A 12,930-nucleotide genomic window follows, 5' to 3' on the forward strand; every position below is an offset into this window, starting at 1 on the left:
CGACATTTTATTTTTAGGATTCCGTATCTTCCGATTCTTCATCCAAATCATCATTCTGTTCCTCATTTTTCTGAACTCGAGCCAGTGTTCCTACTTCATCGTCTTCTCGAATGTTAATGAGACGCACACCTTGTGTATTACGACCCATCAAGGAAATTCCAGACATACTGGTACGAATAACAGTTCCTGATGCCGTGATAATCATGAGGTCCTCGTCTTCTTGCACAACTTTAAGTCCTACGACTAGGCCGTTTTTATCCGTGACATTCAAGGTTTTGATACCTTTACCTCCGCGGGACTGCATCCGGTACTCGCCGACAGGTGTTCGTTTACCAAACCCTTTCGAGGTTACGATAAGTACGCTATTGTCTTGGTGCACAACATCCATATCGATTACCGCATCGTCTTCATCCAGATGGATTCCTTTAACCCCTGTAGCCGATCTCCCCATTGAACGAACTTCTTGTTCAGGGAAATGAATGGACATACCGAATTTAGTCCCCATAATGATGCCTTGATTACCATCTGTCAGCTTGACGCCGATCAAATCGTCGTCTTCCCGCAAATTAATAGCAATCAATCCGCCCTTGCGGATATTGGAATAATCATTAATCGGGGTTTTCTTCACTATACCCTGCTTTGTGGCAAAGAACAGATATTGTTCAGTCTCAAAGCTCTCTACCGGAATTACCGCATTCACGGTTTCGCCCTGTTCGATCTGAATTAAGTTAATAATCGGCGTTCCCCGTGCCGTTCTGCTCAGGTCCGGGATCTCGTAAGCTTTCAGACGATATACCTTCCCTTTATCAGTAAAGAACATCAGGTAATGATGCGTGTTGGTTACGAACAAATGCTCTACAAAGTCATCGTCTTTGGTACCCATCCCAACAACACCACGCCCACCGCGCTTCTGGCTTCGATATGTCGTTACTGGAAGTCGCTTGATGTAGCCGGTATGCGTAATTGTTATAACTACATCTTCGCGTGGTATGAGATCCTCATCTTCGATGCTTTCTTCACCTATGGTGATTTCAGAGCGTCTCTCGTCTCCGAATTTCTCTTTAATCTCTTTCAGCTCTTCACTGATGATGCCAAGGATTAGCTGCTCATCAGCCAGAATTGCCTTGTATTCAGCGATTTTTTTCATAAGCTCGGCATATTCAGCCTCGATCTTCTCACGCTCTAAGCCTGTCAGGCGCTGCAAACGCATATCCAGAATAGCCTGTGCCTGCTCATAACTTAAGCTGAATGTGTTGATCAAGCCTTCCCGGGCTTCATCGGTCGTTTGTGAAGAACGGATGAGCGCAATGACTTCATCGAGATGATCCAACGCAATACGCAATCCTTCTAGAATATGTGCGCGAGCCTCAGCTTTGCGCAGATCATACTCGGTACGGCGACGAATTACTTCCTGCTGATGTTTGAGATAATAATGCAGCATCTGACGTAAGTTCAACACTTTAGGTTCGCCGTTTACGAGGGCTAGCATGATGATACCGAAATTGGACTGCATCGCCGTTTGTTTAAACAAGTTATTCAGCACAACATTCGGATTCACATCTCTTCGAAGCTCAATGACAATCCTCATTCCGTTACGGTCGGACTCGTCGCGAAGATCAGTAATTCCGTCGATTTTCTTTTCTCTGACTAACTCGGCTATTTTTTCAACCAGTCGTGCTTTATTCACTTGGTATGGAAGTTCTGTGACGATAATCTTGGCCTTATTACCTGTTTCCTCGATGTTCGTGCGAGCTCGCATGGTAACGGAGCCTCTGCCCGTTGAATAGGCCTGCCGAATCCCTTCACGGCCTAAGATTAACCCAGCTGTAGGGAAATCGGGGCCTTTAATAGCTGTCATCAGCTCAAGCGGCGTTATGTCGGGATTTTCAATTAGCATCTGAATGCCTTCGATAACCTCACGCAAATTATGAGGAGGTATGTTAGTAGCCATACCTACCGCAATACCAGAGCTTCCGTTGACCAATAGGTTAGGGAAACGAGAAGGCAGTACAACCGGTTCTTGCTCTTCACCGTCGTAGTTAGGCGCATAATCAATGGTTTCTTTGTTAATATCACGAAGAAGTTCCATCGCAATTTTGGATAAACGAGCCTCCGTATAACGCATCGCAGCAGCCATATCACCGTCAATCGAACCGAAGTTACCATGACCGTCTACAAGCATATAGCGGAGTGAAAAATCCTGGGCCATACGTACCATGGTCTCATAAACAGCGCTGTCACCATGCGGATGATATTTACCGATTACTTCGCCGACGATTCTAGCCGACTTCTTGTAAGGTTTATCCGGTGACATTCCCAGCTCTGACATGGCATACAAAATACGCCGATGAACCGGTTTAAGTCCATCTCTTACATCAGGCAGGGCACGCGAGACGATAATACTCATCGCATAATCCAGGAAGGATGTGCGCATCTCCGTACCAATATCGATTTCTTTGACTTGCGAATGTAATTCTTCGCTCATGAATGTTCCTCCTGAAAGCTTACATCATATGCAACGCCTAAGACGTCGATTTTAGAAATCCAAGTTTTTCACGTATTTCGCATGCTCTTCGATAAAATCTCTGCGCGGTTCTACGTTATCTCCCATCAGAGCATCAAAGATGGAGTCCGCTTCAATGGCGTCCTCAATGGTAACCTGCAAAAGAGTTCGGCTCTCCGGGTCCATGGTGGTTTCCCAAAGCTGATCTGGATTCATCTCTCCTAGACCTTTATAGCGCTGTACGTTCACCTTCATACTATCTCCGAACTCTTGCATAATTTCCTCACGCTGCTTGTCATTATAAGCATAACGAATGATCTTATTACGTTCGAGTTTATAGAGAGGGGGTTGTGCGATATAGACATAGCCGTATTCGATCAGCTTCTTCATGTAACGGTAAAAGAAAGTTAGCAGCAGGGTACGGATATGCGCGCCGTCGACATCAGCATCGGTCATAATGATGATTTTGTGATAGCGAGCCTTAGCGATATCGAAGTCATCACTAATTCCGGTACCGAAGGCTGTGATCATGGCTCGAATCTCTGTATTCGATAAAATCTTATCAAGTCTCGCTTTTTCCACGTTCAAAATTTTACCGCGCAGTGGCAAAATAGCTTGGAAATGACGGTCGCGCCCCTGCTTGGCAGATCCCCCCGCGGAGTCACCTTCTACGATGTAAATTTCACTGATTGACGCATCCTTGGAGGAGCAGTCCGCAAGCTTACCAGGGAGAGAACTAACCTCAAGCGCACTCTTACGTCTTGTAAGCTCTCTTGCTTTACGAGCTGCTTCTCTCGCACGAGCGGCCTGTACGCCTTTTTCTACAATGCGTTTAGCGGTAGCCGGGTTCTCTTCCAGGAAAGTCTGCAGCTTCTCGGCAAACAAAGACTCCACAATACCGCGGACTTCACTGTTACCTAGCTTCGTCTTCGTTTGACCCTCGAACTGAGGCTCGGGAATTTTCACCGAAATAATTGCAGCCAGTCCTTCACGTACATCATCGCCCGAGAGATTGGAGTCACTCTCTTTGATGGAGTTGCTTTTGCGGGCATAGTCGTTCAGAATCCGTGTCAAAGCACTTTTAAAACCGGATTCGTGTGTTCCGCCCTCGTGAGTATTGATATTGTTAGCGAAAGAATAAATGTTTTCTGTATAGCTGTCGTTGTATTGTAAGGCAATCTCGATGGAGATATTATCTTTGGAGCCTTCCACGTAAATCGGAGTTTGGTTCACTGCCTCGCGATTCCGGTTCAAGTACTCAACAAAGGAAATGATACCGCCCTCGTACATGTATGTATTCGAAGTATCAGTACGCTCATCCAGTAGGTTAATTTCGATTCCTTTATTCAAAAACGCCAGCTCACGAATCCTAGCTTGCAAGATATCGTAGTCGTATTCGGTGGTTTCTTTGAAAATTTCCGGGTCCGGCTGGAACTTTACTATCGTCCCTGTTTCTTCTGTTTCTCCGACCTCTTTGACATCGTATTGAGGCGTACCTCGACGGTACTCCTGTTGATAAATCTTTCCTTCGCGCTTTACTTGAACGGTCAATGTCTCAGAAAGCGCATTTACAACGGAGATACCTACACCATGCAGCCCTCCGGAAACCTTATAACCAGATTCATCTCCGCCGAATTTACCGCCTGCGTGAAGCACGGTGAGAACAACCTCAAGAGTCGGACGTTTTAGCTTTGCGTTCTCGCCGACTGGAATTCCCCGTCCGTTATCAATGACGGTTATACTATTATTTTTGTGAACGATGACATCAATTCTCGTACAAAATCCGGCCAGAGCCTCGTCGATACTATTATCGACAACCTCCCACACGAGATGATGAAGTCCGCGAGAGCTGGTCGAGCCGATATACATCCCAGGCCGTTTCCGGACTGCTTCTAAGCCTTCCAGAACCTGAATCTGGCTTTCATCATACGCATTTTGATTCACAGACATGTTAATCTCCACCTGCTTTTTTATAGTGAAAACCGGTTAGTTCGTCAATAATTGATGAGCTCTTTTCTTAAGAGTCGTTGAAGAGATTGGGGAGTAATAGACTTTACTCTGCGTAACCACGAGCGATTTGCACTCTTCCTCGCCGATTTTCTCGATATTTTTATTCTTGCTGGCAAACTGGATAAACTGCTTTGATATTTTGGAAGACTTCTCGATGGAAATGTCAAATATAGCAATCAACTCGGAAGCCCGAATAATCTTTTCTCCGCCCAAATGTATAAACAATTCGCATCAGCTCCTGCTACTTACATTTCCTTTCAAAACATGGAACACGGAAGCGTGGTCCAGCTTATCCATATGAACGCTATCCAGACCGGTTGTTGTTATAAACGTTTGCACCTTTTGTTGAAATGTCTGAATAAGTTGAGTCTGTCTATATTCGTCCAGCTCCGAAAGTACGTCATCCAGCAATAGAAGAGGGTATTCGCCGACTTCCTCATGAATGAGTTCAATCTCGGCCAGCTTAAGCGATAGGGCAGTTGTGCGCTGCTGTCCCTGAGATCCGTAAGTTTGAACTTCTTTCTCATTGATGTAAAAAAGAAGATCGTCGCGGTGAGGGCCCACCAGGGTTACACCTCTGCGAAATTCCTGATCTTTAACCTGTGATAACTTTATCATAAATTGTTCTAAGAAAACAGATTCATCTTCAAAGTCCTGGATGTCGAACGATGGGGAGTAGCGGATTCTGAGCTCTTCGTTATGATTGGTTATCCCTCTATGAATAGTTTCCGCCCATTGTTGGAGCTTCTTAATAAAGCTTTGACGCTTTTTCATGATTTTAACACCATACTGGGCTAATTGTTCGTTCCAGATCTCCAGCATGGGGTCTAATGACGCTTTGACAGGACCCGACTGCTTCAAGTAATTATTACGCTGCAGCAGTATTTTTTGATACTGGGACAAATCATAGAGATAGGCTGGATGCACCTGTCCGATCTCCATATCCAGGAATCGCCGTCTGATCCCCGGGGTCCCTTTCACGATTTCCAAATCTTCGGGGGCAAACATAACGACATTAAGAGCACCGATAAAATTACTCAGTTTTTTTTGCTCCAGGCCGTTTATCTTTGCTTTTTTTCCTTTAGGGGAAATAGCAAGGTCCAGCTTGCAGCTGCCGTATCGCTTAGTGACCTCGGCGTGCAGACTGGTATGATCTTGATTCCAACCGATCAGTTCTTTATCCTGATGGGTCCTATGCGATTTCGTCATGGCCAGGACATAGATGGATTCGAGCAGATTCGTTTTCCCTTGAGCGTTGGGGCCGACAAAAATGTTGATATTGCTGTCCGTTGTTAGCTCTACCTGCTCATAATTCCGATAGTGATTCACCTTCAGCTTATTTAAAAACATGGCAGACCCTCCTGGAAGCCCGGCGCTATCAGGAGCTTACCACTTCAAATTGTCCGAAGCCCTCAACCGATACCACATCTCGCGGTACCAGCTTTCGTCCTCTGCGGTTCTCCGCTTGTCCGTTCACTTCAATTTTCGTCTCTTGCACAAAAAATTTAGCTTGTCCACCTGTGGATATACAGTCCGACAGCTTTAAAAATTGTCCCAACGTGATGTATTCATCGCGAATAGCGATTTGCTTCATACGGCAGCTCCCTTTTTTGAAAAGTTATGCACATGTGGATTAGTTCGTCGTGCGGTAAGGAAGAATCAACTGAAGAATATTGGAGGTATCCTCAGGCTTAATAATAATCGGCTGCATAGCACCGGTAAATCCAATATGAATAAAATCAGAATCGAGAACCTTAAGCGCATCGAGCATGTATTTAGAGTTAAAAGAGATTCGAAGCAGCTCACCACTAATACTTTGCAGGTTAATTTGCTCGGTTACTTTACCTAGCTCGGAGGAGCTGGAGGAAATCTCTATAGTCTGATCCTCACGCATAATCATTTTCACAATATTGGTTTTGTCCTCTCGCGACAATAAATAAGCGCGGTCGATCGCTTCAGCTAATCCTTTGGTTGGAACTACCATTTCAGTTTGAAAAGACTGCGGAATCAGCTTAGACGTATCCGGATAGGTACCATCCAGAATTCTCGAATAGAACAAAATCGAATGAATCTTGAATAAAACCTGATTGTCCGAAATAACAATGTCTATAAGGGAGTTTTGATCCGGCAAAATTTTGCTTAGTTCATTAAGGGTTCTCCCGGATATGACGATATTTTGCAAGTTTTGCGCGGTTTCATTGTCAATCGTGATTTCCCGGCTTGCCAGGCGGTGACGGTCGCATGCAATAAACTTCAACTTGTCGCCGCTAATATGCCACAGTACACCGGTTAGAATAGGTGTGGACTCATTGGTCGAAACAGCAAATGAAGTTTGCTTGATCATCATTTTTAAGAGATCGCTAGGAACACGAATCATTTTATCTTCTTCGATTTGTGGCAAAAGCGGGTATTCGTCTGGGTCAAGTCCCATAATTTGAATTTCGGAGGAACCGGACCGAATGGTCGTTTGAAAATGCTGTCCGACCTCAATCTCAATCGATTGAGAGGGAAGCTTTCGAATAATTTCTACAAAGAATTTAGCGGGAAGCACTACACTGCCAGGGCGAAATAATTCAATAATTCTCAAGTTCCCATTTTCTGTAGTTGTAAAGCTTTGAATAGAAATATCGGTATCGCTGGCGGTTAGTGTAACGCCGTGATGGTTTGCATCTATTTTTATCCCGGTGAGGATAGGAATTGTGGTTCTGCTCGATATAGCCTTGGAAACGTGACCAATGGATTCAATTAGATGGTCTTTCAAAATGGTTAGTTTCATATTTTCACTCCTGCGGTTCTTTTTTTCGATGAACGAGCATATTGATCTATAATAACATATTTTAATATTTGAATTATTTTTAGTAATAGAAGTAGGGCCACTGAATATGTGGATATGTGGACGAAACACTCAAAAATCAAGCCTATCCACATGTGAATAGATTGTGCATAGGCTTAAGGCTATTGTTTATAGATGGGATCCGATTACGACGGATTTTTGATTTTCTCAATTAAGGTATGAATGATTTTATATAATTCCTGATCGGCTTTTAACGACTCGGTTATTTTTTCATGCGCATGTATAACGGTAGTATGGTCACGCCCACCGAAATTTTCTCCGATCTTCGGAAGGGAGAAGTCAGTCAGCTCCCTCGCTAGGTACATGGCAACCTGCCGCGGGAAGGCTACTGCCTTCGTTCGTTTCCTCGCTTTGAAATCTTCAAGCTTCAGCCCATAGAATTCGCCTACTTTTTGCTGAATATCCTGAATCGTAATGACCTAGGCCTGCTTGAAGGAATGATATCCTTCAGCGCTTCGGCTGCTAAGTGAACACTAATGTCTTGATTGATTAAGGAAGAATAGGCTACTACGCGAATCAAGGCACCCTCCAGCTCACGAATGTTCGTATCGATCTGATTCGCAATGTAATTCATCGCTTCATTCGGAATTTCTAGATTTTCCGCTTTCGCTTTCTTGCGTAGAATCGCGATTCGTGTTTCCAGGTCGGGCGGCTGGATATCGGTAATAAGTCCCCATTCGAATCTTGATCGCAGCCGATCTTCAAGAGTTGGGATCTCTTTGGGCGGACGGTCACTCGAGATAATAATTTGTTTGCCTTCTTCATGAAGCGCATTGAATGTATGGAAAAATTCCTCTTGTGTACCTTCTTTTCCAGCTAAGAATTGAATATCGTCAATTAGCAGAACATCGATAGACCTATATTTATTGCGGAAATCTTCACCGCGGTTATGAAGGATCACGGTATTGATAAATTCGTTCGTAAATTTCTCGGATGAGATATATAAAACTCTCGCTTTGGGATTGTGCTCCAGTACGTAATGGCCGATCGCATGCATTAAGTGAGTTTTGCCGAGTCCAACTCCTCCATATAAGAAGAGAGGGTTATAAGCTTTGGCCGGCGCTTCCGCTACCGCTAGTGATGCTGCATGTGCAAAGCGGTTGCCCGAACCGATGACGAACGTGTCAAATGTGTAGCGTGCGTTCATCATATTGGTGAAATTCTCTTCTTGGGCTGTAATGACCGGGCCTTTGGGCGGAACTACAACACCTGTCGGCGCAGCAGCTTGTGACTTCTGCTCTTCGGTTTCGATGATGAATTTGACCTCAACTCGTTTGCCGGTGAAATCGTAGATGGTTCCTTCTATTAGTTTGGTGTAGCGGCTTTCGAGCCACTCCCTAGCAAAATTGTTCGGCGCGCAAATAACAACCGAAGCATCTGTAAATACTGAAGCTTTGGTTGATTTTAACCATGTATCGAAACTGGGCTTGCTCAGCTTGGTTTGAATGATGGACAAGACTTGCTGCCATAAATCGTTAGTATGGCCTTCCACAGTAATTCACTCCTTTGAAATTCGTACATGTGGCATAAGGCCAGCAAGAGGAATGGCATGTCAGAAAAGAGTAGGTTTTGTCGTTTTATCCACACAACTAAGAATCGGTTAAAAAGACTTATTCGTTGAGAGGGAAAATTGTTCACAATGTTATCCACAGGCTGTTGATAATTTTGAGGATGTGTGAGGACTATCCACAACAGAAACATTATCATCTTATCAAAAGATGACGGCTTAATCAACGGATTGTTTACCTTTATCCACAATTTCAATAAGTTGTGCATAGGTTTTATACACAGCACAAGATATTGTTGATATTCTGTTAATTTTCGACATTCTTTGATTTTTGCGCTCGAAATTTTATACACAGGTTGTTCTTTAGCATTAAATTGTCCAATCTTGGCGATCCTATGTGCTGGTTGACTTTTCGCTGCGAAAATGCTTTAATGATTAAAGAAATTTGAAGGATGGATATCCTCGAACAGGGAGGTGCTATAGATGGGTCCAACGTTTAACCCTAATACGAGAAAGCGCAAGAAAAACCATGGCTTCCGTAAAAGAATGAGCACGAAGAACGGCCGTAAAGTGCTGAGCGCTCGTCGTCTAAAAGGAAGAAAAATTCTTAGCGCATAAAGAGAGGCTCCGAAAGGGGCTTTTTTTTGTGTCTACAGAAGAAATTGGGGTTTCGATTCAAAACGATGCGGTTACACTGAATAAATAGATTATATATAAGCAACCTTTGATGAAGGGGCCTGCTTGCCTGGAGTTGTGCTTATCTGTGGAAAAGAAATATAGGTTGGCCAGAAGAGAAGATTTTAATAAGGTTTACCGGTATGGCAAATCGATGGCAAATCATCAATTTGTACTATATTACTTGGCTCAGCCAAAGCAGGAGGAATTCCGGTTAGGCATATCCGTTAGTAAGAAAGTAGGTAATGCGGTTGTTCGCAACCGTCTTCGCCGTGTAATAAAGGAAGTTATCCGTCTGCGTAAGGATTCGATGCCGCCTCACTTCGATTATGTCTTGATCGCAAGAAAGCCTGCGGCGGAAATGGACTATCACGAAATTGAAAAGAGTTTGAACCATGTTATTAGGAAAGCCTTTTCTAATCCGAAAAGAAGCGAGCCCGTAAAAAAGTAGCTCGTATTTCCTTGTGCATAGAAGTTGTGGTATAGTTTATGTTGGAAAAGATATATAGGAGGACCTCATTTTGACTCGTCGAATCTATTTGCTTGCTGCCGCTGCAGCGATGCTCGTTTTGCTCGCCGGTTGTGCGCCACATACTGCTGCCACGGCACCCATTGATTTAAACACCGCAAATCCTTTCACGAAGTATTTTGTGTACCCTTTATCAGAAACGCTTGATTGGTTCGCAGATCACTTATGGGGTCAGTACGGTCTCTCCATCCTGGTCGTCACGATCATTATTCGTCTCATTATATTGCCTCTGACACTCAAGCAGTATAAAAGCTCCAAACGGATGCAAGATTTGCAACCAGAAATGAAGAAGTTGAAAGAGAAATACAAGGATGACGCTAAGAAACAGCAGGAAGAAACGATGAAGCTGTTTCAACAAAATGGAGTCAATCCGCTTGCAGGTTGTTTCCCGATTGTTATTCAGATGCCAATTTTGATTGCATTGTATCAGTCGATTATGCGGAACGAACATATTCGTGAGCATACGTTCTTATGGTTGAACTTAGGTTCACCGGATCATTATTACATTCTGCCACTGATCGCGGCTGCAACAACTTTCATTCAGCAGAAGTTCATGTCTTCACAAATGAATCAGCAGATGAAAAGCCTGTTGTTTATTTTTCCGGTAATGATTTTTGTCATGTCGATGAATTTCGCTGCCGCTCTGCCGCTTTACTGGATATACGGTAACATTTTCACAATTGTTCAGTCTTACTTTATTTATGGTTCTCCTGGATCTCAAAAAAATAAGGGTGGCCTGTCCAAATGAAAAAAATCGTGGTGACTGGAAAAACCATCGAAGATGCGGTAAAAGCCGGTCTCGCTAAATGGCAAGTATCTGAAGATCGTGTTCATATTCATATTCTCGAGCAGCCCTCCAAAGGGTTCCTCGGTTTCATCGGTTCTAAAGAGGCGAAAGTCGAGCTAGAATTGATACCGGACCCGCTTGAGGAAGCGAACCTTTTTTTACAGGATATTTTCAAGACGATGCAAATTTCCATCACCATAGATCAGCGTAAAGATAAAGAAGGCACGGTCTTGAGCTTAAGCGGTCCTGAGCTTGGTATATTGATCGGCAAAAGAGGACAAACTTTGGACGCGCTGCAATATTTGGTTAACATTGTAGCGAACCGATATTCGAATTCACATTTGCGTATAATCTTAGATGCGGAGAATTTCCGTGAAAGACGGAAGAAAACGCTAGAGGAACTGGCTGTAAGGCTTGCGAACCGTGTGATTAAGTCGAAAAAAGAAGTGATATTGGAACCGATGAATTCTCAGGAACGAAAAGTTATCCATTCCGAGCTTCAGAATCATCGATTAGTTAAAACATATAGTAAAGGCGAGGAACCGAACCGTAGAGTGGTTATCGCCCTTAAATAATGGTTAATTCGCTGCAATGACTTGGTTCATGTCATTGCTTTTTCTTTCATATAGGGACTTTATCGAGGTGAAAAGGATGTTAAAAGATACGATTGCCGCCATATCGACGCCACTTGGCGAGGGGGGCATTTCTGTTATAAGAGTTAGTGGAGATGATTCAATTCCTTTGGTCGACCGAGTGTTTCACTCCAAAATTAGACTGCCTGATGCAGCTACACATACCGTGCATTATGGGCATATCGTTGAACCGGGAACAACGGAAAAGCTAGAAGAAGTACTTGTGACTGTTATGAAAAATCCGAGATCGTTTACGATGGAGGATGTCGTGGAAGTTAGCTGTCATGGGGGAATCGTTTCCGTTAAGAAAGTACTTGATTTGCTTTTGCTTCAAGGTATTCGTTTAGCTGAACCAGGGGAATTTACGAAGAGGGCTTTTCTGAATGGCCGTATTGATTTGACACAGGCTGAAGCTGTAATTGACTTGATCAGAGCCAAATCGGATCGGGCTTTCAAGGTTGCATTAAAGCAGGTTGAAGGCAAGCTGTCCAAAGAAATCAAGCTGCTAAGGCATCAATTAGTTGAATTAATGGCGCATGTTGAGGTGAATATTGATTATCCGGAGCATGACGTCGAGGAAATGACCAATGTTTTGATTAGAGACAAATGTACGTTGGTTAAGACAGAAATTGAAAGGCTGCTCCATACAGCACAGCAAGGTAAGATATTACGTGAGGGGATTGAGACCGCTATCGTCGGCAGACCGAATGTGGGAAAATCCTCTCTTCTTAATGAATTGGCCCAAGAAAACAGGGCTATTGTTACCGATATACCTGGAACGACTCGGGATGTCATTGAGGAATTCGTAAATGTGGGTGGAATTCCGCTGAAGCTGCTGGATACTGCAGGGATACGGGAAACAACAGATATTGTTGAGCGAATCGGAGTGGAACGATCCAAGAGTGCGCTTGCTGAGGCGGATTTGATCTTGCTGGTCTTGAATAGCAATGAAGAGCTTCAGATGGATGAGCTTGTCATGATGAAGCAATTAGCCGAGAAGCAAACAATCGTCATTTTGAATAAGATCGATTTGCCGAGACGAATTGATCTCGATCAAGTACGTGCTTATTTTTCGGATGAACGGATTGTAGAATTATCTTTGCTTGAAAATCGTGGTGTGGATAGCTTGGAAAAAGCGATATCCTCCATATTCTTTGAGGGAAAATTGGAATCCGCTGATTTAACCTATGTGAGTAATGTAAGACATATTTCCTTATTGAAGCAGGCGCTGAAATCACTGCAGGATGCTCTGGATGCAAATGCAGATTATGTGCCAATTGATATGATTCAGATTGATATTCGAGCTGCGTGGGAGCAGTTAGGTGAGATTATAGGGGATTCCGTGGGGGAATCATTGATCGATCAGATTTTTACACAGTTTTGTTTGGGTAAATGATTGGATTTTACGATTTTCATTTTTGGTTTTCAAAAAA

General features: G+C 43.6%; 13 protein-coding genes. 5 read left to right on the forward strand and 8 right to left on the reverse strand.

Translation table 11 applies throughout. The features are described from left to right. Positions 1–13 precede the first annotated feature (13 nt). The 8 genes from gyrA to dnaA all read right to left on the reverse strand — a co-directional run bounded on the left by gyrA (position 14) and on the right by dnaA (position 8,859). The gene (gene gyrA / locus L0M14_RS27935; RefSeq protein ID WP_235119650.1) at positions 14–2,485 is read right to left on the reverse strand and encodes a DNA gyrase subunit A; all 2,472 of its coding nucleotides are present in this window, start codon (positions 2,483–2,485) and stop codon (positions 14–16) included. Positions 2,486–2,536: 51 nt separating this feature from the next. Beyond that, on the reverse strand, positions 2,537–4,453 hold the full coding sequence (gene gyrB, locus L0M14_RS27940) for a DNA topoisomerase (ATP-hydrolyzing) subunit B (RefSeq protein WP_235119651.1): 1,917 nt from the start codon (positions 4,451–4,453) through the stop codon (positions 2,537–2,539). A 36-nt stretch (positions 4,454–4,489) separates the two neighbouring features. Next, positions 4,490–4,738 (reverse strand): extracellular matrix regulator RemB, encoded by a 249-nt coding sequence (gene remB / locus L0M14_RS27945; protein WP_235119652.1) that lies wholly within the window; start codon positions 4,736–4,738, stop codon positions 4,490–4,492. Between the two features lie 6 nt (positions 4,739–4,744). Next, positions 4,745–5,863, reverse strand: coding sequence for a DNA replication/repair protein RecF (gene recF, locus L0M14_RS27950; RefSeq protein ID WP_235119653.1), 1,119 nt, complete (start codon positions 5,861–5,863; stop codon positions 4,745–4,747). A 28-nt stretch (positions 5,864–5,891) separates the two neighbouring features. Next, entirely contained in the window at positions 5,892–6,107 is a 216-nt protein-coding gene (yaaA, locus tag L0M14_RS27955) for a S4 domain-containing protein YaaA (protein ID WP_235119654.1), read from the reverse strand. Positions 6,108–6,146: 39 nt separating this feature from the next. Then, on the reverse strand, positions 6,147–7,289 hold the full coding sequence (gene dnaN, locus L0M14_RS27960; protein WP_235119655.1) for a DNA polymerase III subunit beta: 1,143 nt from the start codon (positions 7,287–7,289) through the stop codon (positions 6,147–6,149). Positions 7,290–7,492: 203 nt separating this feature from the next. Then, the gene (locus L0M14_RS32285) at positions 7,493–7,783 is read right to left on the reverse strand and encodes a helix-turn-helix domain-containing protein (protein ID WP_405031151.1); all 291 of its coding nucleotides are present in this window, start codon (positions 7,781–7,783) and stop codon (positions 7,493–7,495) included. Continuing rightward, positions 7,753–8,859, reverse strand: coding sequence for a chromosomal replication initiator protein DnaA (dnaA, locus tag L0M14_RS27965; protein ID WP_405030807.1), 1,107 nt, complete (start codon positions 8,857–8,859; stop codon positions 7,753–7,755). The genes L0M14_RS32285 and dnaA overlap by 31 nt, the downstream gene beginning before the upstream one ends. 498 nt (positions 8,860–9,357) lie before the next feature. On the opposite strand from dnaA, the gene rpmH reads away from it, so the two are divergent. The 5 genes from rpmH (at position 9,358) to mnmE (ending at position 12,893) form a co-directional block, all read left to right on the forward strand. Further along, complete coding sequence (rpmH, locus tag L0M14_RS27970) at positions 9,358–9,492, forward strand: 50S ribosomal protein L34 (protein ID WP_235119656.1); 135 nt, start codon at positions 9,358–9,360, stop codon at positions 9,490–9,492. A 145-nt stretch (positions 9,493–9,637) separates the two neighbouring features. Beyond that, entirely contained in the window at positions 9,638–10,000 is a 363-nt protein-coding gene (gene rnpA / locus L0M14_RS27975; protein ID WP_235119658.1) for a ribonuclease P protein component, read from the forward strand. 70 nt (positions 10,001–10,070) lie between these two features. After that, entirely contained in the window at positions 10,071–10,826 is a 756-nt protein-coding gene (yidC, locus tag L0M14_RS27980; protein ID WP_405030808.1) for a membrane protein insertase YidC, read from the forward strand. Beyond that, positions 10,823–11,440, forward strand: coding sequence for an RNA-binding cell elongation regulator Jag/EloR (gene jag / locus L0M14_RS27985; RefSeq protein ID WP_235119659.1), 618 nt, complete (start codon positions 10,823–10,825; stop codon positions 11,438–11,440). The genes yidC and jag overlap by 4 nt, the downstream gene beginning before the upstream one ends. 76 nt (positions 11,441–11,516) lie before the next feature. Further along, positions 11,517–12,893: a tRNA uridine-5-carboxymethylaminomethyl(34) synthesis GTPase MnmE gene (gene mnmE, locus L0M14_RS27990; protein ID WP_235119660.1), complete on the forward strand. Its 1,377-nt coding sequence runs from the start codon at positions 11,517–11,519 to the stop codon at positions 12,891–12,893. The last annotated feature ends 37 nt before the right edge of the window (positions 12,894–12,930 follow it).

The sequence above is a fragment of the Paenibacillus hexagrammi genome (assembly GCF_021513275.1).
Taxonomy (GTDB): domain Bacteria; phylum Bacillota; class Bacilli; order Paenibacillales; family NBRC-103111; genus Paenibacillus_E; species Paenibacillus_E hexagrammi.

Excerpts from the sequence above, each read along its gene's own strand:
- gyrA (WP_235119650.1), bottom strand. The coding sequence starts at position 2,485 with ATGAGCGAAGAATTACATTCGCAAGTCAAAGAAATCGATATTGGTACG.
- rpmH (WP_235119656.1), top strand. The coding sequence starts at position 9,358 with ATGGGTCCAACGTTTAACCCTAATACGAGAAAGCGCAAGAAAAACCAT.
- recF (WP_235119653.1), bottom strand. The coding sequence starts at position 5,863 with ATGTTTTTAAATAAGCTGAAGGTGAATCACTATCGGAATTATGAGCAG.
- gyrB (WP_235119651.1), bottom strand. The coding sequence starts at position 4,453 with ATGTCTGTGAATCAAAATGCGTATGATGAAAGCCAGATTCAGGTTCTG.
- jag (WP_235119659.1), top strand. The coding sequence starts at position 10,823 with ATGAAAAAAATCGTGGTGACTGGAAAAACCATCGAAGATGCGGTAAAA.
- mnmE (WP_235119660.1), top strand. The coding sequence starts at position 11,517 with ATGTTAAAAGATACGATTGCCGCCATATCGACGCCACTTGGCGAGGGG.
- dnaN (WP_235119655.1), bottom strand. The coding sequence starts at position 7,289 with ATGAAACTAACCATTTTGAAAGACCATCTAATTGAATCCATTGGTCAC.
- yaaA (WP_235119654.1), bottom strand. The coding sequence starts at position 6,107 with ATGAAGCAAATCGCTATTCGCGATGAATACATCACGTTGGGACAATTT.